This is a genomic window from Pantoea sp. SGAir0418 (assembly GCF_043529865.1).
The window spans coordinates 15446-35656 of the sequence record NZ_CP027913.1; the positions used below are offsets into that span (position 1 = coordinate 15446).

Here is a 20211-nt window from a genome sequence, read left to right on the forward strand (position 1 = left end):
TATAAAAACTTGCTCATTGCAAATCAATTTGCTTTGTTCGGGTTTTTACATCTTTCATATTAAGTTTTTCCTTTCCCATAAATAATTATAAATTCATTTTAAACAGGCGTGGCTTGTTCCCATTTTGTTATCTAAAAAATGATAACTTGATGCGCAGAGTTTTTTTAGATTCTTAGTGGGTAATTTTATTTTTTAAATAAATGTAATTCAATAATAATGCTGACCGTGCATAGACTGAAGTGTGTACGATCTGGTGCTGCACATCATGATTTTATTTGAAGTAAATGTTAGTTATCGGAAAGTTTTGTTCTGATCGTGACAATTACTCATGTCACTATGTGCTTTTTATTGCTTTCGTGTGCTGTGACAGAGCTCACTTAAGAGCAACTTTTAGTACTTAGCTATGGGCTTTTTAATTATAGTCTTTATTTTCATATGATTATAGTTAAGATGCAAGCAAGTTAGGGACTTGTTAGTTTCTTGTGATTTGTGACAATGAATTGACCATTTGCTGTTGAGTGGTGCGTGTTAGCTTAGAACATTTTAAAAGATTGAGACCTCAACCTACAGGTGACAATATGAAAATTAACAGACTTGCTATTGCCGGATTAACCGCAGTAGCTATATTCTCGGCACATGCAAAAGAAATGAAAGTGGGAGTTGCATTAGCGAACTTTGACCTAAATTTCATCTCAATTCTAAAAAGCCAGATGGAGGTAGAACTTAAAAATCAAAATCTGGATGGGCAGTTTGTTGATGCTAAAGGTGATGTAGCTTTGCAGGTCCAGCAAATAGACGATTACATTAATCAAGGTGTAGATGCGATCATACTTAATCCAGTAGATACTCAGGGCGTATTGCCAATGATGAATGCGGCTAAAAATGCCGGAATTCCTTTGGTTTTTGTCAATCGAAAGCCTGAGGTCAAGTTACCAGAAAATATGGCATATGTGGGTTCAGACTCAGCCCTTGGCGGTGAGATGGAAAAGGAAGCTCTGGCCAAAAAGATGAACTATAAATGGAACGTGGCAATTCTTATGGGAGCACTTTCTAACGAAGAAGCAAGAGAGCGTACTCGCGCTACTGAAGCGGTTATTGCTAAATATAAAAATATGAAAGTTGTGGAGAAACAAACAGCTAAATGGCAACGAAATGAAGCTGTAGATGTTGTTTCGAGCTGGCTTTGAACGGTACGCCTATTGACGCAATTGCGGCTAACAACGATGAAATGGCCATAGGGGCGGTCATGGCACTTAGCCAGGCTAAAAACAAAAAAGTTCTTGTAGCTGGGATTGATGGCACACCGGATGGTGTGAAATTTGTACAAAATGGTAACATGGCGTTAACCATCTTTCAGGATGCACGTGGTAAAGCAATCGGCTCTGTAAGAGTTGCTCGAGCATTGCTTGATAAAAACCACTAGCGGTTTTTATCAAAGACTGGGCAGACGATCACTTTACCTCCACCGGTGAAGATGAAACAGGCAGCGGGCCGATAGAAGCAGGCTGTAGTGACTGGTTCGACAGCGAGTGGCGTCATGTTTTTTCTCTGGCGGGCAGTGGATTCAGCCAGACAGAGCCTGGCTTCTTAACGGGTGGGTGGCCTCCTCTTTGTAGGCTGTTAAAGCGCTGCTGAGGAATCGCCAAATCTAAAGAGAGATGATGCTATACTCACAGCCTTATTTTCGCTGTGCTGGGGCGGGGTTGATTCGCTATTTTCCTCGCTCGCTATAAAGCACACCGCCGCGTGTCTTATCGCTGGCTTTGGTCTCGACGATCGACACCACCACGCGATCGCGATCCACGCCGAAACTTTCAACCACAGCTTCGGTAATCTTCACCATCAGGGTTTTCTTCTGCTCGGCAGAACGGCCTTCTACCGCATACACTACAATCTCAGGCACTCTCTTCTCCTCTTTCTTTAATATTGTGCTCCGCCGCGATCGGTCGCGTTTCGCCGGTTTCCACCAGCGTGCGAGTGGCGTCCGGCGAACCATAAATCCACATAATTTTCATCGTCTCGGTATCGGAAGCATTTCTGAACCTATGCGGCACGCCTGCGGGAATAAAGGTTACGTACTGCGGCTGAAGCGCGAATGCTTCGCTGTCGATGTCGAAAATGGCGTGGCCCTCAACCAGTAGCACGCTCTCTTCGCAGTTATAAAAGTGAAAAGGGATGCTGGCGCCCATGCCCGCTGTTACCAGCGGCGTGGTGCGCGCGCCGCCGCCACGTTGATGTGGCTGAATATCGGCCGGATGAAGCAGCCAGGAACCGGATGCAGTATGCGTCATGCGTTCTCTCCTCGTCGTTTGATCCTGGGTCAGTCCCGTAGCGGATGCAGTTTCAGCGGATCGACGCGACCCTGAAGTAGCTGTTCCGCAGCGGGAAAATTAGTGAGCACCACGTCCGCAATGCCGAGGCTATAGAGATTGTACAGGCCGCTTTGATCGTAGTGGCAGCTATCCGCCAGCAATACCTTACGGCGCGACGCCGCGGCCAGTGCCCGATACCAGCGCTGACGATGCTCGTCATGATGCCAGACGCCGCGTTCGCTCCAGCTCATCGGCGACAGATAAAGCAGCTCGAAGCTCAATGAGCCGAGCGACTCCAGCGCCAGCGGCTTATGACAGCTATGATCGCTGCGATTGAGTTCGCCGCCGATAAAAAAGAGCTGCGCGGATGTGTTACGTAAAATATCGCCTGCGATTAGGAAATCATTAGTCACTGCCGTCATCTCCGCCGTCCAGGGGATCTGCTGCGCAAGCTGACGACACAACGTGCCGCTGTCGAGGAAAATAACACGACTTTCTCTGAGATATCCCAGCGCCGCGCGCAGCAGCGAACGGTTCTCCGCTACGATCTCGCTGCTACGCGCAACGGAATCTATTGATTTTATCCCGCCGCGCACGGCGATTAGTGCGCCGGAGGCGGAAAGCTCGGCGACGTCGCGGCGAATGGTCATCACCGAGACGCGCAGCCGATGCGCCAGCGCCGTAAGGCTGAGGCAGGATTCATCGGCCAGCACGTCGAGAATGTGTTGATGTCGTTCTGCCGGGGTCATGGCGTTACACCGGTACGATACCCAGCAGCATCGCCGCTAGCAGCGCGCTGACGCTCAGGATCCAGACTTTAATCATGGAATGGCGAATATGCTCGTCCACACGTAAATTGAGCAGACTCAGGCCGAGATGGGTCGCAGGAATTACCGGGCTCAGCAGCAAACCGATCTGCTCAGTGATCAGCATGGCGATGGTGACGTGCAGTGGTGACACGTTGAAACTCTGGCCAAGTCCTACTGCCAGCGGCAGCAAAGCGAAATAAAATGCGTCAGATCCAATGAGGATAACTACCGGCACGCTAAACGCCGCCAGAATAAGATAGAGGTAAGGGCCGAGACTGTCAGGAAATATCGCCGCCAGCTCATTAACCAGCACTTTAATGATCCCGGTGTTTTGCAGTATGCCGACAAAAACGCCAATTGTGAGAAAAATGACAATAACCGGGAATATAGTTATCGCGTACTCTTTAATCTTTTGCTGCGCCTTTTTAGCGTCGGGATAATTGATTATTACCGCCAGCGCAAAGGCGAGCATAAACAGGTAATTGCCTGCTACCCAGCCCGCTACCAGCGTCACGATCGTGGCAATCACTAGGACAAAATTGAGTTTAAGCAGCCAGGGACGCGGATTTGCCTGCGGGTTTAGCATCTCATGGCGCATCTGATGGAAGGCTTCGGGCGAGATCCTCGATCCCTTGCGGTTCTCAACGCGTGCCATCCAGGCGCAAAGCAGAACGCCAAGAACAAACAGCACCCCTTGCAGTGGCAGCAGCTGATAATAAACGGCAAGGATATCGAGATGGGTGACCGCGACGGCGCGGTTCAGGGAGCCACCCCAGGGCGTGATGCCGGTAACACCAACACCCACCGTTACCAATAACAGCAGCGTTTTTCGGCTGATGTTCATTTTCTCATAAATGGGCAGCAGCGCGGGCACCGTTACCAGTAGAGTGGCGTAGGCGTTGCCGTCTAGGCTACAGACGGAGGCGATAACCAGCGTTGCCAGCAGCACGGAAAAGGTTGACGGGGTAACGAAGCGCAGAATAAAACGCACAATCACGTCAAATACGCCTGCCTCTTTCATCAGCGTAAAGAACATGGCGCTGAAAGCTACCAGCGTGGCGGTGCCCACCACCGACTTCAGGCCCAGCGCGACATAGTCGCCCAGCTCTATGAAGCCAAATCCGCACACCAGCGCGGCGAGCGTTGGCAGGATAATAAACAGAATACCTGGCGGAAAACTATTTTTCAGTAAACACCAGGTCAGCACGATAAACATGACGATCCCAGTAATCAGCATCAATGACATGGTCAGTTAACTCTGTTTTTTATTTTTTACAGGTACAGAAAGCCCGAGCAGTTAACTGCCCGGGCACGAGGGTATTTGTTATTTCATACTAAAAAGGGCGTCTAACTCAGCGACATTTTCCGGCGTCAGCGTATTCATGCCAAAGGGCTTCAGCATGAAATAAAGTTTGGCGGTTTCTTCAAGCTCTTCAGCGTTAAATACCGCTTCGCGAATATTTTTCCCGGAAATAATTGGGCCGTGATTCGCCAGCAGCATCGCATTATGCTCAACGGCAAGCTTTTCGACCTCTTCGGCAATTAAGGGCGATCCGGGACGGATATAGCGCACCACTGGCAGCTTGCCGACGCGCATCACGTAATAAGGCGTGATCGGTGGCAGGGCATTCTCCTCATTCAGGCCAGGCAGGCAGGAGAGCGCGGTCAGCCACGGCGAATGCAGATGCACGATGCCGCCGCACTGTGGACGCTGACGGTAGATCGCCAGATGCATCAGGATCTCTTTCGACGCTTTCTCTCCCCCCAGCAGCTCGCCAGCCAGGGTCACTTTGCTTAGCGTGTCAGGATCAAGATCACCGAAGCTTGAGTTAGTCGGCGTCGCCAGTACGTTGCCATCAGGCAGCTTCAGGCTGATGTTACCCGCGCCACCGCTGCTGTAGCCGCGTTGATACATTGAGAGGGCGTAGCGCACCAGATCCTGGCGCAGTTGAGATTCATTCATGGAAAGGCTCCTGTGCTTTCAGGAAGAAATCGCTGTTGCCAAAGTTGCCGGATTTGAGGATCACCCATTTCCGTTCATCAAGAACCTGCGTCCATGGCACGCCAGGTGCGACGGCGTCGCCTATTACCATGCCGCGAATATTCAGCCCCTGCGTGACGGCGCCGGAGGTTTCGCCGCCCGCCACAATGAATTTATTAAAACCCTGCTGGCTCAGCTTCTGCGCCAGCGCAGCAAAGAAGCCTTCAATTTTTTCGCTCACTTGTGCGGCGCCGTACTTTTCCTGAATGAGCGCGATGATCTGCGGCGGCTGCGTGGCGTATACAAGCGGGGCGAGGGCATCCTCGGCGTGCTGATACACCCATTCCGCCACGAATGGCAAATACGCCGCATCGTGTAGGATTTTTTCGATGTCCAGCGCTAGCGAAGCGGCGCGCTGCTGGTAGAAATCGACCTGCTGGCGCGTCATGGAGGAGCAACTGCCCGACAGCACCACGCTGTAGCCCGCCCCCTCAATGGTCATAGCACTGCCCACGCTGCGCTGCTGCTGCGTCTCGACCGCCGCAATGGCGTAGCCCAGCCCAGCGGCTCCCGTCACCAGTGGAAACGCGGCGGTGGCGCGCGCTACGGTCAGCAGATCGGCGTTATCGAGCACGTCGAAAATCACATAGCGAACCTGGCTCTGATGCAGCGCTGCCAACTGAGCCTGAATGTGATCCGGATGGTTTTTTACCGTATCGAGGGAGATATTGCCGCACAGGCCGTTTGACTGCGCCTCCATCAGCTTTTTCAGCGACGACGCTTTCATCGGAGTCACCGGATGGTGCTGCATGCCGCTTTCGTTGAGAAGCTCGCCTTTAACGAACAGGTGGCCGTGTACGATGGTGCGGCCGTTATCCGGCACTGCCGGGCACACCAGCGTCATCTCAGCCTGCAGGTTTTCCATCAGCGCGTCGGTAACTGGCCCAATATTTCCCTGAGGGATAGAGTCAAACGTTGAGCAGTATTTGAACAGCTGGCGCTTGCAGCCATGCGCCTTAAGCCAGTTGGATGCGGCCAGCGACTGACTCACCGCGTCCTCTACCGCAATCGAGCGGCTCTTGAGCGCGATGACAATTGCGTTTACCTCTTCAGAGGCGAACGCCTCCTCGGGCACGCCGTTAAACATCACCACTTTCCAGCCGGCATCCACCATAAAGCTGGCGATATCCGTGGCGCCGGTAAAGTCATCGGCGATAACGCCTAACCTGATCATACTATTCCCCTGGTGCTCAATTTATTGGCACATACTGCTTTTATGTATTTATAAATGCAAAGTCCATCCGTGTTAATTTGTGGCTAAGATCACAAATTTAACTCTGAGAGCTTGTTGTTACGCATTGCATGAAGCTGGCTGAGCAGGATGGAAAGAAGGATATAGTCAGTCTGGTGAGTCTCACGGCGCTAACTGACTGAAATTTAACATCCTTGCAAAAATGTGATTTTTTTGTGTGACAAATGTGATCTTTGTCACCTTGCTTTCAGTGCATTTGTTGGTATAAAAATGCAATCAAAACTGACCCACTATTGGAGTGTATATGCGTATTCTGGTTTTGCCTTGCGACGGCATAGGTCCTGAAATCACCTCAGCTGCGGTAACCGTGCTGAACTCACTGGATAAAGCCTATGGCCTAGGTTTTGAGTTTGACTATGAAGATGTTGGCTTTAAAAGCCTGGAGCTGCACGGCACCACGCTGCGTCAGGAGTCGCTGGAAAAAGCGAAAACCTACGACGGCATTATTCTCGGCACACAGTCGCACGCCGACTATCCGGCGCCTGAAAAGGGCGGACGCAACGTTTCCGCCGGTTTCCGTATCGGCCTTGACCTCTACGCCAACGTACGCCCGGCGCGCACCCGTCCGTTTCTGACCTCGAATATGAAAGAGGGCAAGACCATGGACCTGGTGATCATGCGTGAGGCGACAGAAGGCTTTTATCCTGATCGCAACATGACGCGCGGCTGGGGCGAAGTGATGCCGAGCCCGGATATGGCGCTCTCAACGCGTAAGATTACCCGCCACTGTTCTGAGCGTATCGCGCGCAAAGCCTTTGAGCTTGCGATGCAGCGCCGTAAAAAGGTCACCGCGATCCATAAAGCCAACAGCTTCCATATGACTGACGGCCTCTTCCTGGAAGCGGTACGCGACGTGGCTAAAGAATTCCCGGAAGTCGAGCTGGACGATCTGCTGGTCGACGCCTCTACCGCACATCTGGTGCGTAACCCGGAGCGTTTCGACGTGCTGGTTGCCACTAACTTTTATGGCGACATCATCAGCGATCTGGCGAGCGAGCTGTCTGGCAGCCTGGGTCTGGCCGGTTCAATTATGGCCAGCGACACCCACTGCTGCGCGCAGGCACAGCACGGTTCCGCGCCGGATATTCAAAATCAGGACAAGGCAAACCCGGTATCAATGATCCTGTCGGCGGCGATGATGCTGGCGTGGTATGCGGAAAAGCATAACCAGCCGACGTTCCTTAAAGCGGCGCAGGAGATTAACCGCGCCATTGACGAAGTGCTGGAAAATCCCGAAACGCGCACGCCGGACCTGGGCGGAAGCTGCGGCACCAAAGCGTTCGCGGAGCGCGTGGCTGCGGCCATCCGCGCGTAATGGCTGACGTCAGGCTGCTGCGCTGGCAGCAGCCTGTTTTCATGGAGAACATCATGAGCCAACGCATTGTGTTGATCCACGCGACGCCGCTGGCGGTGGCACCGGTCAACGATACCTTCGCACGGCAGTGGCCCGAGGCGGAGATTGCCAATCTGCTGGATGATGCACTGAGCAGCGATCGCGGCAAGATTGCGGCGCTGACGCCGGAATTCTATCAGCGTATCGACGCACTGGTGGAATACGCGCTGTCGATGCGTGCCGCCGCGATCCTCTTTACCTGCTCGGCATTGGGGAAGGCGATCGACGCCAGCGCGCAGCGACACGCGCTGCCGGTGCTGAAGCCCAACGAAGCGATGTTTGAAGCGGCTCTGGCGCAGGGCGACAATATTCTGATGCTGGCGACGTTCGCGCCCGCCGTGCCGAGTATGGAGGCGGAATTTCACCAGCTCGCCGCTGCGCATGGCTCTACGGCGACGCTGAAAACGCAGGTGGTGGCTGGCGCGCGCGACGCGCTAAGCGCGGGCGACGTGGCATATCATAACCAGCTGGTGGTTGAAGCCGCGCGCCAGAACCCGCACGTCGACGCCATCGTTCTGGCCCATTTTTCGATGGAAGTCGCCTTTGAGGAAATAAAAGCGGCTGTCCCCTGTCCGGTATTAAGCAGCGCACAGTCTGCCGTCGCGAAATTAAAGCGTCTGATGGCTTAATCTATTTCTAACCGTCAATAATAAAGGCCAGCCGTGAACAGCCAATCTATTAAGGAGGAGGTGAAATATAGCGATATTTCATCTTCGCCGGACAGTCTGTTGCCGGAAAACAGCTGCGACTGTCATCACCATATTTACGATCGGCGTTTTCCCTGTGCGCCAGACGATACGCGCAATTTACCGGACGCGACGCTCGACGACTATTCGCGCTTGAAACAGTGGCTGGGTTTTCAGCGGCACGTTCTGGTTCAGCCCTCGTCTTATGGGCTTGATAACCGCTGTCTCCTAGCGGCGCTGGCGCAGGCAGGCAACTGCGCGCGCGGCGAAGCAGTGGTGACGGATCGGGTCAGCGATGCTGAACTGGACGTACTCGATCACGCGGGGGTCACCGGGGTGCGCTTTAACTTCGGCGCAGGCAGCGCCACCACGCCGGAGATGATGCTGCCGCTGGCGTATCGGCTGGCGGAGCGCGGCTGGCACCTGCAGATCCACGCCTCCGCCGACCAGCTCTGGTCGCTGCGTCCGCTTCTGCTTCAGCTGCCGGGTAATTTGGTGATCGACCACGTTTTCCGTTTGCCGCAGCCCGAGCCGATGGCGCATCCGGCCTGGCGACTGGCATGGGAGTTGATTAACCGTGGGCGCTGCTGGGTCAAAATCTCGGGGCTTTACCATCAGTCGCGGCACGACGACGTCTCAGATATGTCCGCCGTGGTAAAAAGCTTTTTACATGAAGCGACAGAACGCGTGTTGTGGGGCAGCGACTGGCCGCACCCCAGCCTGACAAGCGCAAATAAAAAAATGCCAGACGATGCGTTAATTCTTTCAAAAATCTTCCACTGGGCAAGTAACGAACAGGTTCGGCACAAATTATTTGTGGCAAACCCGGCTGAACTTTACCGATTTAACTAATCGAATGGCAGAAAAGGCCGAATCAATGGATACCTTACACTCCGCTCCACGAAAAAATAAGCCGACGCACTATCGCTATATGATTTTGCTGATGGTGTTTCTCAGTATTGCGCTTAACCACGGCGATCGCGCCACTTTCTCCATAGCCGGAACAGATATGGTGAAAGCCGCCGGCCTCGATATTGTCGCGCTGGGCTATCTTATCTCGACCTTTACCTGGGCTTACGTGCTGGGGCAATACCCTGGCGGCTGGCTACTGGACCGTTTTGGCTCAAAAAAAGTGCTGGTTACCGGTGTTTTTACCTGGTCGTTTTTTGTTTTCCTGGTGGGGTTCAGTACCGCATTCGACAGCGTCTGGGTGACGCGCGTTATGATGTTCGGCTTTATCTTTATGATGGGGCTGATTGAGGCGCCGACGCTGCCGGCCAACTCGCGCTTCCTCGCCGCCTGGTTCCCGGCGCGTGAACGCGGCAAAGCCTCTGGTTTTACTACCGCTGCGCAATATTTCGCGCTGGTGGTTTTCCTGCCGCTGATGGGCTGGTTCTCCTTTACCTTTGGCTGGGAGTCAGTGTTCTGGTTTATGGGCGGTATCGGCATCCTGATATCGCTGCTGATGAGCCGCGTGCTGGCCGATACGCCGAAAGTCCATCCGCTGGTCAATGATGCCGAGCTTGAATACATCCAGTCCGGCGGCGGGCTGACCAACCTAAAGGCCACTAAAAAAGGGGACACACGCGGCAAAGGGTACACCAAAAAACTATTAACCAGCCGCCTGGCGCTGGGAGTTTATATGGGGCAGTTCTTTTTCACTGTGCTTTCCTACTTCTTCCTGACCTGGTTCCCGGTCTACCTGGTGCACGATCGCGGTATGACCATTCTTAAGGCGGGCTTCGTCGCCTCGCTTCCGGCGCTGTGCGGCTGTGCGGGCGCGCTTCTGGGCGGTGTGCTCTCGGACTTTATGCTGCAGCGCGGCTTTAGCCTGTCGGCGGCGCGCAAAACGCCTATAGTGATCGGTATGCTGCTGGCCGTCAGCATGGTGATCTGCAACTACGTCGACTCCGCCTGGATTGTGGTGGCGATCATGTCACTCGCCTTCTTTGGCAAGGGATTTGGCGCCATGGGCTGGTGTGTGGTCTCTGACTTCTCGCCAAAAGAAGCGGTAGGGCTGAGCGGCGGCCTGTTCAATATGATTGGCAATATTTCCGGGATCTTTACGCCGATTATTATCGCCTACATTATTAAGGACACCGGCTCCTTTAACGGCGCATTAATATTCGTTGGCGTCTGCGCCTTCCTGAACCTCTGCTGCTATCTCTTTGTAGCCGGTAAAATCCAGCGGTTAAGTTTCGAGAACAGCCAGCAGGATCCTAACGACCGATTCCCGGAGGAACCGCATGTCAGCCACCGCTAATTCAGCCGTCCGTTTTGCTATTAATCTAGGCAATGCCGTGCTGGCCAAAACCCTGCCAGACGGCGCGCCAGGCGGTATTACCGTTGAGATAGCCCATAACATAGCGGCCTCGCTCGGCAGCCAGCCGCGGTTTATCACTTACCCCAGCGCGGGAAAAGTGGTGGACGACGCGCAAACAGGCCGCTGGGATATTGCGTTTCTCGCCGTCGATCCCAAACGTGAAGAGGTGCTGCGCTTTACGCAGCCCTATATTCAGATTCAGGGCACCGTGTTGGTGAAAGCGGAGAGCAGCTGGCAGAGCGTTGAGCAGATGGATAAGCCGGGCATAGCAATCAACGTTGGCAAAGGTGCCGCCTACGATCTACATCTGACACGGCAGCTGCAGCACGCTACGCTAAACCGACTCGACTCCTCCCAGGCGGCCATTGATGCGTTTCTGAGAGGAGAAGGGGATATGGCGGCCGGCATTCGTCAGCCACTTACGCGCGCCGCGCGCGAAAAGGCGGGTTATCGCGTGCTGCCGGACAACTTCGGCGCCATCAATCAGGCGATTTGCGTGCCGCGCCAGCAGCCGTCTTACTATGAAAAACTTGTTGATCTGCTGACCCAGTGGCAGCAGGACGGCAGCTTGCAGTCTATCATCGATCGCTATCTGGCTGATGCCTGAGTCACGCACAGAGCGTTCTTGTTATGAGAACGCTCTCTTATTCAAGATTCAATTTTCAATCCCTGCCCGGCGTGACACGTTATCCCACTGAGAACATAACAATGCTGTGATAGCGGAAGGTTTGTATGACATTGTCCTTATCTCTGGAACGCTCTTCCCTGGTCATTGATGGCCGCCCCTATAAGTTTCTCGATCTGACCCAGCTGCTTCCGCTCGAGCGGCTACAGCGCCTGCCGTTCAGCCTGCGCATCCTGCTGGAAAACGTCGCGCTGCGCTCGCCGCAGACGCTGCCTCATTTTCTGCGCATGCTGCAGGGTGAAGAGGCTGCTGGAGAAGTCGCGTTTTATCCCGACCGCCTGATGTTTCACGATACCACCTGCCTTCCGGCCCTGGCAGATTTTGCCGCGATGCGCGATCTCACCGCCGAACTCGGCGGCGACCCGCAGCGCATCAATCCGCATATTCCGGCGGTACTGACCATCGATCACTCGGTGATTGTCGAAAGCTACGCCTCCGCCGACGCGCTGGAGCAGAATCTGCAGTTCGACTTTCGTCGCAACGCCGAGCGCTATCGCTTTATTCGCTGGGCCGAACAGAGTCTTGCTAACTTCCGCGTGATCCCGCCGGGCACCGGCATTATTCATCTGATGAACCTGGAGGCGATTGCGGAGATCGTTGCGGTGGATGCGCGGGAAAGCGTGCCGCTGTTGCATGCTGACTGTATGGTGGCAACGGACAGCCATACGCCAATGATTAACGCGCTGGGTATTCTGGGCTGGGGTGTAGGCGGACTTGAAGGACAGGCGACGCTGGTCGGTGAACCGGTCACGCTGCGCTTTCCTGAGGTGATCGGCATCTCGCTGTCGGGCAAGCTGGCCGCTGACGTCAGCGACAGCGATCTGGCGCTGCATATTACTCGCCTGATGCGAGAAAAGGGCGTGGTGGGCAAATTCGTCGAGTTTACCGGGCCATCACTGCATCTTCTGCCGCTGGAGTCTCGCGCCACCATCGCTAATATGGCACCGGAATATGGCGCCACGGTGGTGTTTTTTCCCTGGGACGATCGCAGCGCTGACTATGTGCAGATGACCGGACGCAGCGAAGAGAAGCAGGCGATAGTTCACGCTTATATGCGAGAGCAGCACCTGTGGCGCTCGCCGGCGACGCCGACGCCTGAATTCACCCAGTTGATCGAGCTGGACCTGAGCCACATCGAATCCTGCATGGCGGGACCCTTTAATCCGCATCAGCAGATTGCGCTTAGCCGGGCCGCTGACAGCTTTCGCGACAGCCTTACGGCTGAAGCGCGGGGCCGGCGCTGGCGGCATGATGCTTATCCGCAGGCGATTGAGCAGGGCGCTATCGCCATTGCCGCCATTACCAGCTGCACCACCACCGCCAATCCCTGGCTGGTGATCCAAGCGGCTTTGTTCGCCCGCAACGCCGCGCGTCACGGCCTGAAGCCTAAATCCTGGGTGAAGACCTCATTTTCGCCGGGATCGCGCGCCGTGACTGACTATCTCAGCGCCTGCGGGCTGCTAGGCGAGCTGGAGAAGATCGGCTTCGACGTCACCGGTTACGGCTGTATGACCTGCATCGGCAGCTCCGGCGCGCTGCAGCCGGCCATGGAGTCACTGGTGAACGAAGGACTACAGGCGGTCTGCGTGCTGTCAGGCAACCGTAACTTTCCCCGGCGCGTCAACCCCAGCCTGGGACATGGTTACCTGACCTCCCCGGCGCTGGTTATCGCCTGGGCTCTTGCGGGCCATATCTCCCACGATATGCTGAACGATGCGCTGGGCTTCGACGCACAGCAGCAGCCGATCCGCATGCGGGATTTAATGCCGACGCGAGAAGAGGTGGAAGAGTGGGTCGAACGCGCCATGAAGCGGGAATTTTACGTCAAACGTCGCGAGATTATCTGGCAGGGCACCCCGCACTGGCAGCAAATCGCCGCGCCGGGCAGCATGCACTATCCGTGGGAGGCGGATTCGACCTATCTGCGTCGCCCTGGTTATCTGCAACGTCTGCCGCGCGATCCCGCTACGCCTCTGTCCCTGCACAACGCGCGCCCTTTTTTGTGGTTAGGCGACGATGTCACCACCGACCATATCTCACCGGCCGGTGCCATTCCGCCCAACAGCCTGGCGGGGCAATGGCTGCTTGAGCACCATGAGGATCCGCGGGATCTTAATCTCTACTCGACGCGGCGCAGCAATCATGAGGTGATGGTGCGCGGCGCCTTCACCAATAAGGCGCTGGCGAACCGGCTGCTGCCGCCGGAAAAACGCGGCGGCGGCGGTTTCGCCTGGGATGCCGATCATCAGCAGATCCTGCCTGCTTTTGAAGCGGCGCAGAGTTGGCTGGCTCGCGGTGTGCCTCTGGTGGTGTTTGCCGGCGAACGCTACGGCGCCGGATCCAGCCGAGACTGGGCGGCGAAAGCGCAGGCGCTCATGGGCGTGAAGGCGGTGGTTGCCGAAAGCTTTGAGCGTATCCATCGCACCAACCTGATTGGCATGGGTATCCTGCCGCTGCACTTCTGTACGGGTGAAGCGTCTCGTCTGCCCGATATGGACGGCAGTGAAATCCTCGACGTGATTGGGCTGGAAGATCTGCTGCCCGGCAGCACACCGCTGCGGCTGCGCATTTATCGCCACGATACTTTGCTCGGTGAATTCGCGCTGACGGCGGTGATAGACTCGCAGCAGGAGCTTGGCTATCTGCTGCACGGCGGCATCTTGCCCTTTGTTATCCAGCAAACGTTGAAAGGCTGACTATGCGTTACGACCTGGTCTCATTATCCCTCTTTGTCGCCGTGGCCGAAACGCAAAACCTGACCCACGCTGCGCGACGTAAACATACCGCGGTCTCGGCGGTCAGCAAGCGCATCGCCGAACTGGAGCAGCAGGTCGGCACTCAGCTGATGCTGCGTCTGCCACGCGGCATTGAGCTGACGCCGGCGGGCCATTCGCTGCTCTATCACGCGCGCCAGATTTTCCGCAATCTGGAGCAGATGGAAGAGGAGCTGAACGATTATGCCGCCGGGATCCGCGGACATATTCGCATATTCACCATTTCCGCGGCACTAATGCACTGCCTGCCGCGCGCCATCAGCCAGTTTCTGACACACTATCCGCAAACCGATATCGATATTGAGGAACAGACCGGCGTCGGCGTGGTGCAGGGACTGCTGGAAGGCAACGCCGATGTTGGCGTTTTCTCCAGCTGGACTCCCGCCTCCGGCATCGACGTCTGGCCGTGGCAGCAGGATCAACTCTCCGTGCTGGTGTGGCACGACCATGCGCTAGCGTCGTGCGCCTCTCTGCAGCTGGCCGACTTGCTTGATGAAAAGATAGTGGGGCCACACCGCGACAGCGCCGTCAGCCATATTCTGGAACGCGAGGCGCGCAGGCTGGGCAGCACACTCAGCATCGGGCTGCGCGTCAGCAGCTTTGTCTCGATGGCGGAGCTGGTCAGCCAACAGCTCGGCATCGCCATCCTGCCGGTGAATGAGATCGCCCCCGCCTCGCTGCACCGCGGCGTGCGGGCGATTCCACTGGCGGAGCCCTGGGCGAAGCGGGAGCTGCTGGTGGGAGTCAAGGCGCATGCGCTCGCGTCGCCCTCGGTGAAGACCCTGATTGAAAGCCTGACCGCCGCGATCAGACGCGGTCATGAGGACGAGGGGGCTGGCAGCGTGGTTACTCTGCGCTAGCTAAGCAAATACAGGTCGGGCTGGCCGTGACGATTCTCTGGTCACACCTGTGCAGCAGGCCGGTTTGCGCATCAACGTCAAATACCTGAATGGTGTCGGACTCCTCATTCGCGCTATAGAAGCGGCGGCCATCAGGCGAGAGCGTGGTGAAGCGAGGCGTTTTGCCGCCGCAGTCCACCCAGTCAATCACGCTGAGCGTGCCCTCCTGCACATCCACCGCAAACACACCGATGCTGTCATGACCGCGATTCGCCGCGTAAACAAAACGGCCGCTGGGATGCACTTCAATTTCGCTGGCGTCGCTGCGTGTTGAATACCCTTCCGGCAGTGCGCTCAGCGTCTGCATGAGCATCAGCTCGCCGCGCCGGGCATTGACCTCCAGTACTGTCAGCGTGCTGCTTAGCTCACTTAGGCAGTAAAGCCATTTTCCGCTGGGGTGAAAGTCTACGTGGCGGGGCCAGCTGCCGGCCGCGAGCCGGACTTCATCCAGCATCTGCGTTTCTCCGTCTTGCCAGCGGTAGAGACGTATCATATCAATGCCGTTGCCCGCTGCGCGTCCCTGTATCGGCACGGCGAACAGGTCGCTACCGGGCGCGAAGACAATCTCATGCGGACGGGAGAGGCTTTCCGGTGCCTCCAGCGTGGAGGGATGACCGGGAATGCGTGCCAGCGAATGTGGCGGCCGCAACCCTTGCTGGTCAATGGCGAGCGCCGCAAGATTACCCGCCTCATGGTTGGCGATCAGTAGATGCTGGCCATCAGGCGTCAACGCCGCTCCGACCGGGTTGTTGCGCCGCTGTGGGTCGAGATCGGGATGGGAATGACGCGGACCGGTAGTCTGTTGCGTTAGCAGGCTCAGCAGGCCGCTATTTGGATCGCGCTGCCATACGGCAACCGCGTCACCGTCGCCATGCAGCGCGTAAAGACGCTGATGAATCGGATCCAGCGTTAGCCATGACGGATTCTCCTGCACCGACTCGACGCGCTGAATGAGCCGCCATTCGCCATCTGGCAGCATCCGATACACCTCAATCCCTTTTCCACGCGCGCCGCGCCAGGCGGACGTACGGCAACCCACATAGGCAAATGTCATGTCAATCTCCAAGCTTAATGCATTTATATTATTATAAGTGCATTATTCAACATGTGATGCGCCTCACGTTATGGCCTGAATATAATCAGAAATTCGCCTATAAACGCTTCAATTCCGCTGGCTTCGACTGTTTTTTTTGAGGGTAACTTTAAAGTGTCATATTGCATTATTGCATTTAAATATTATTAAAAGCACAAATTAGCCGATCCTGTTCACATTTTCGACGCGGGCAGATTGCAGAAAAAACGGGCACGCCGCTTACTGTTAATACGAAGTAAAAAGCTGTTAAAAAAATGCATCTGGGAGTAAGGGTATGAGCCAACGTATCGCGTATGTCACCTCTGGAATGGGCAGTCTCGGCACGGCAATCTGCCGTCGGCTGGCAAAAGACGGCTTCAAAGTTATTGCCGGTTGCGGGCCTGATTCAAAAAGAAAGCAGGCCTGGCTGGATGACAATAAAAAACTGGGCTTTGACTTTATCGCCTCGGAAGGCAACGTCGCCGACTGGGATTCGACGGTTAAAACCTTTGAGAAAATCCGCCGGGAAATCGGCGAAGTGGACGTGCTGATTAATAACGCCGGCACCGCTCGCAATGCGCTGTTTCGCGATATGCAGCCGCAGGAGTGGCAGGCGGTGATCGATACCAATATGAATTCCCTTTTTAACGTCACCCGGCAGGTTATTGACGGCATGATGTCGCGCGGCTGGGGGCGCATTATCAATATATCCTCGCTCAACGCGCAGATAGGCACGGTCGGTCAGGTTAACTATTCGACGGCAAAATACGCGGTACGCGGCTTTACCCGCGCGCTGGCGCGCGAAGTTTCCGCGCGCGGCGTCACCGTTAATACCGTTTCACCTGGCTATCTTGCTACCAGCAAGCTCAAAACCGTCACGCCGGTGCAGGTGATCGACAAAATCGTGCAGGAAATTCCGGTGCGTCGACTTGGATCTCCGTCAGAAATCGCCTCAATCTGCGCCTGGCTGGCGTCGGATGAATCAGGCTACGCCACCGGCGCGAACTTCTCGGTAAACGGTGGTATGCACATGAGTTAATTCTCTCCTGCGGTAAAAAAAATATAACGACGACAATTTCACTCGCGCCTTTAGTAATAAGGCGCCGGAGGCTCTTATGCTCTCTTTACTGGGTTACGGCATGATCGTGGTCTTTATGATCCTGATTATGACCAAAAAACTTTCTGCTCTTGTTGCATTGACAATTATCCCCATTATCTTTGCAATTATTGCCGGTTTTGGCGGTGAAATGGGCGAGATGATGATAGAAGGTCTGAAGAAAGTCGCCCCGACCGCTATTATGGTAATCTTCGCCATTCTTTATTTCAGTACCATGTTTGATACCGGTTTATTCGATCCCATCATTCGCTTCTTCCTGCGAATTATTGATGGCGATCCGGTTAAAGCGGTAATATGCAGCGCGGTGCTGGCGGCGATGGTTTCGCTGGATGGTGACGGATCCACTACCTATATGATTTGTGTCACTGCCATGCTGCCGCTGTTCAAGCGCATTCGTCTCGATCCGCTTTCGCTCACGTGCGTGGTGTTTCTGGCCGGCAGTATCACCAACCTGTTGCCATGGGGCGGGCCGCTGGCGCGCGTGGCTGCCTCGCTGAAAGTAGAATCCAGCGATCTCTTTATTCCGCTTATCCCCTCAATGGTGTGCGGCTTTGTTGGCGTGCTGGTGCTGGCGTGGTATATCGGCATTCGCGAGCGTCGTCGCTTGGGCAAACTGAGCATTCAGACCCGTACTGATGGTTCGGTAGTGGAAGAGGACGCGGAGAGCTATCTGCCCGCGATAAATGAAGTGAATGAAGAGCTGCGTAGGCCAAAACTCTTCTGGCTGAACGCCAGTCTGACGTTGCTTTTAATGGCGTCGCTGGTGATGGAGCTGCTGCCGCTATCGGTGCTGTTTATGGTGGCCTTTGCGCTGGCGCTGCTTATCAACTATCCCCATCTGGATGCGCAGCGTCAGCGTATAGCCGCCCATGCGCCGGCAGCACTCAATCAGACCTCAATCTTTCTCGCCGCAGGTATCTTCGCAGGGATTCTCTCTGGCACCGGCATGGTGACGGCGATGTCCGGCTCGCTGCTTGCTATTCTGCCAGAGTCCTGGGGGCCTTATCTGGCCCCATTAACCGCGCTGATCAGTCTGCCGGGCACATTCTTTATGTCGAATGACGCCTTCTATTATGGCGTATTGCCAGTGCTGGCGGAAGCGGCGAAGGCTTACGGCATCGAACCGATTGAAATCGGCCGCGCCTCGCTGGTCGGACAGCCGGTGCATCTGCTCAGTCCGCTGGTGGCGTCAACTTATCTGCTGGTGGGGCTTGCGGGCGTGGAATTTAGCGACCATCAGAAACACACTTTTAAGTGGGCATTTTTACTCTGCATGATCTTTCTGGCTTCAGGCTTGCTGCTGGGGCTCTATCCCATCTACTCCACTGCGGCATAAAAAAAAACGGCTCAGGGAATGAGCCGTTTACCTTTCAGACTTCCGCACTGATACGGCGCATTTTTTTATTTGCCAGCGCCACTGCCAGATGCTGCTTCATCATGTAAGAGGCCTCGATACGCTGCCCCGACTCAATAAGAGCCAGCAGACGCAAATGATCTTTGACCTCAGCGTAGTAACGGCTGCGATCGTCCATGATGCGGTAGTCCATTAGCATACGCATGCGGTTGACATTGCGCAGTGAGATTTCAAAGAATGGGTTGTTTGAGAAGCCGATCACAGTCTCGTGAAAGCGATAACCGGCCAGCTGCAGCTGTTTTGGCGAGAGGCGTTCTATGCCATTGTCCAGCAGCATCTCCAGCTCGCGGCGGATCTCGTCGATCTTCTCCTGTGGCGCGTTGAAGGTGGGTTCCAGAATCGCCATCGGCTCAATTACCATACGAAAGCTGAAGATGTTTTCCAACGCCGCTTTGGTTTTCGCCACCGGCAAAAAGCGCCAGCCGTAACCCTGCTTGCGCTCCACCCAACCCTCGCTGATGCCGCGCGCCAGGATCGTCGAGAGTTGGCTTTTAGTCAGGTTATAGCGCTTCATCAGATAAAGTTCTGTGACTTCTGCTTCTATATTGTCCTGTAACCAGTCTTCCGCCAGCTGGTAATACTCCGGCAGATCGCTGACGTCGGCAGGCGCAGGCTTGTCTTGATGTTGTGGAGCGTAATCTTCTCTGACGAAAAAACCGCGGTTAAGCTTCTGCTGCAGAATGGCTTTCTGCTCCAGATAGACCAGCGCTTCGCGCACTGGAGAGCGCGAAACGTCAAACGTTTCGGCCAGCTTTGGTACGCTAAGATGCGCGCCAGGGGCCAGCTTGCCGGTATCGATCAGACCAACGATTTTTTGCGCAAGTCGTTCAGTCAGGGCGCTAATTTTCATGTTTAACACTCAGTAATCGGGGGATAAATGCAAAATTATTCCTGATTATTGCATTTTGAAATTTTCAAAAGCAATATTTACTAGTGTATACGTGATCGCTGACGCATTTGGAGTACCTATACTCTATTCGGCCGGGTGTTTCTTACTGATTGAGCAGGACAAATCTTTATTGAAAAGGAAATGGTGATAAAAAAATAGTTGATTCGATAGTCATGTAACAGTAATCAACGACGCATTAGATGTACGTTTTCTTATTAATACGGCGATGAGTCGACTTCAACGATTCCTTTGAATAGGGATAAAATATAGCCTGTCTATTCCATATTATTACTACTCCGATCCTATTCATATTTTTTCATCAAAGCATGCCAGGCACATTCATCAGTTTAGTGTGGTTTAGTCGGCTGGCTGGTACATTTGCCTGTACTCTCCTTTAAAGAAAGGAGGCGGAATAGAATCCCTAAGGGTAATGTCTGCCAGCCGACTGGGGCTGATCAAGAAACCAGTAATAAGTATTGCTTCAATTCTTCCCTGGCTAATCTTGCCTCGTGAGTGTACGAATCTGATGATTCCGGTGAGATGAT

At 54.7% G+C, this 20211-nt stretch carries 17 protein-coding genes and 1 pseudogene; 10 read left to right on the plus strand and 8 right to left on the minus strand.

What is annotated here, in order from left to right; translation table 11 throughout:
• Nucleotides 1-578 precede the first annotated feature (578 nt).
• Nucleotides 579-1414, plus strand: a pseudogene (locus C1N84_RS22400) (substrate-binding domain-containing protein); the annotation flags it as partial.
• Nucleotides 1415-1711: 297 nt separating this feature from the next.
• Here the strand turns inward: C1N84_RS22400 and C1N84_RS22405 are convergent.
• The 6 genes from C1N84_RS22405 to otnK form a co-directional block, all read right to left on the minus strand.
• Nucleotides 1712-1903, minus strand: coding sequence for a tautomerase family protein (locus C1N84_RS22405; RefSeq protein WP_394541986.1), 192 nt, complete (start codon nucleotides 1901-1903; stop codon nucleotides 1712-1714).
• Nucleotides 1896-2291 carry a cupin domain-containing protein gene (locus tag C1N84_RS22410; RefSeq protein ID WP_394541987.1) on the minus strand — a complete coding sequence of 132 codons (396 nt, stop codon included), beginning with the start codon at nucleotides 2289-2291 and terminating at the stop codon, nucleotides 1896-1898. Before C1N84_RS22410 ends, C1N84_RS22405 begins: the two co-directional genes overlap by 8 nt.
• Before the next feature lie 29 nt (nucleotides 2292-2320).
• Complete coding sequence (locus C1N84_RS22415) at nucleotides 2321-3061, minus strand: DeoR/GlpR family DNA-binding transcription regulator (RefSeq protein ID WP_394541988.1); 741 nt, start codon at nucleotides 3059-3061, stop codon at nucleotides 2321-2323.
• A gap of 4 nt (nucleotides 3062-3065) precedes the next feature.
• Nucleotides 3066-4367, minus strand: coding sequence for an SLC13 family permease (locus C1N84_RS22420; protein ID WP_394541989.1), 1302 nt, complete (start codon nucleotides 4365-4367; stop codon nucleotides 3066-3068).
• Between the two features lie 78 nt (nucleotides 4368-4445).
• The gene (locus C1N84_RS22425) at nucleotides 4446-5084 is read right to left on the minus strand and encodes a 3-oxo-tetronate 4-phosphate decarboxylase (RefSeq protein ID WP_394541990.1); all 639 of its coding nucleotides are present in this window, start codon (nucleotides 5082-5084) and stop codon (nucleotides 4446-4448) included.
• The gene (otnK, locus tag C1N84_RS22430; RefSeq protein ID WP_394541991.1) at nucleotides 5077-6336 is read right to left on the minus strand and encodes a 3-oxo-tetronate kinase; all 1260 of its coding nucleotides are present in this window, start codon (nucleotides 6334-6336) and stop codon (nucleotides 5077-5079) included. The genes C1N84_RS22425 and otnK overlap by 8 nt, the downstream gene beginning before the upstream one ends.
• A 322-nt stretch (nucleotides 6337-6658) precedes the next feature.
• Here otnK and C1N84_RS22435 point away from each other — a divergent pair, with 322 nt between their 5' ends.
• The 7 genes from C1N84_RS22435 (at nucleotide 6659) to C1N84_RS22465 (ending at nucleotide 15135) form a co-directional block, all read left to right on the plus strand.
• Complete coding sequence (locus C1N84_RS22435) at nucleotides 6659-7729, plus strand: isocitrate/isopropylmalate dehydrogenase family protein (protein ID WP_394541992.1); 1071 nt, start codon at nucleotides 6659-6661, stop codon at nucleotides 7727-7729.
• A 53-nt stretch (nucleotides 7730-7782) separates the two neighbouring features.
• Nucleotides 7783-8436: an arylsulfatase gene (locus tag C1N84_RS22440; RefSeq protein ID WP_394541993.1), complete on the plus strand. Its 654-nt coding sequence runs from the start codon at nucleotides 7783-7785 to the stop codon at nucleotides 8434-8436.
• Nucleotides 8437-8496: 60 nt separating this feature from the next.
• Nucleotides 8497-9345, plus strand: coding sequence for an amidohydrolase family protein (locus tag C1N84_RS22445; RefSeq protein WP_394541994.1), 849 nt, complete (start codon nucleotides 8497-8499; stop codon nucleotides 9343-9345).
• 4 nt (nucleotides 9346-9349) lie between these two features.
• On the plus strand, nucleotides 9350-10756 hold the full coding sequence (locus C1N84_RS22450; protein ID WP_394541995.1) for an MFS transporter: 1407 nt from the start codon (nucleotides 9350-9352) through the stop codon (nucleotides 10754-10756).
• Nucleotides 10740-11423 (plus strand): transporter substrate-binding domain-containing protein, encoded by a 684-nt coding sequence (locus C1N84_RS22455; protein WP_394541996.1) that lies wholly within the window; start codon nucleotides 10740-10742, stop codon nucleotides 11421-11423. The genes C1N84_RS22450 and C1N84_RS22455 overlap by 17 nt, the downstream gene beginning before the upstream one ends.
• Before the next feature lie 125 nt (nucleotides 11424-11548).
• A complete protein-coding gene (locus C1N84_RS22460) occupies nucleotides 11549-14197 on the plus strand; it encodes an aconitate hydratase (protein ID WP_394541997.1) in 2649 nt (882 codons plus the stop codon).
• A 2-nt stretch (nucleotides 14198-14199) separates the two neighbouring features.
• A complete protein-coding gene (locus tag C1N84_RS22465) occupies nucleotides 14200-15135 on the plus strand; it encodes a LysR family transcriptional regulator (RefSeq protein ID WP_394541999.1) in 936 nt (311 codons plus the stop codon).
• On the opposite strand, the gene C1N84_RS22470 is transcribed toward C1N84_RS22465, so the two are convergent.
• Entirely contained in the window at nucleotides 15122-16228 is a 1107-nt protein-coding gene (locus tag C1N84_RS22470) for a lactonase family protein (RefSeq protein WP_394542001.1), read from the minus strand. The two genes, C1N84_RS22465 and C1N84_RS22470, sit on opposite strands and share 14 nt — an antisense overlap.
• Nucleotides 16229-16541: 313 nt before the next feature.
• Between C1N84_RS22470 and phbB the strand changes: the two genes are divergently transcribed.
• Together phbB and C1N84_RS22480 are read left to right on the plus strand one after the other, a co-directional pair.
• Nucleotides 16542-17285 carry an acetoacetyl-CoA reductase gene (phbB, locus tag C1N84_RS22475; RefSeq protein ID WP_394542002.1) on the plus strand — a complete coding sequence of 248 codons (744 nt, stop codon included), beginning with the start codon at nucleotides 16542-16544 and terminating at the stop codon, nucleotides 17283-17285.
• 76 nt (nucleotides 17286-17361) lie between these two features.
• Complete coding sequence (locus tag C1N84_RS22480; RefSeq protein WP_394542003.1) at nucleotides 17362-18699, plus strand: CitMHS family transporter; 1338 nt, start codon at nucleotides 17362-17364, stop codon at nucleotides 18697-18699.
• Nucleotides 18700-18733: 34 nt separating this feature from the next.
• Here C1N84_RS22480 and C1N84_RS22485 read toward each other — a convergent pair whose 3' ends face one another.
• Entirely contained in the window at nucleotides 18734-19627 is an 894-nt protein-coding gene (locus C1N84_RS22485) for a GntR family transcriptional regulator (protein ID WP_394542004.1), read from the minus strand.
• Between the last annotated feature and the right edge of the window lie 584 nt (nucleotides 19628-20211).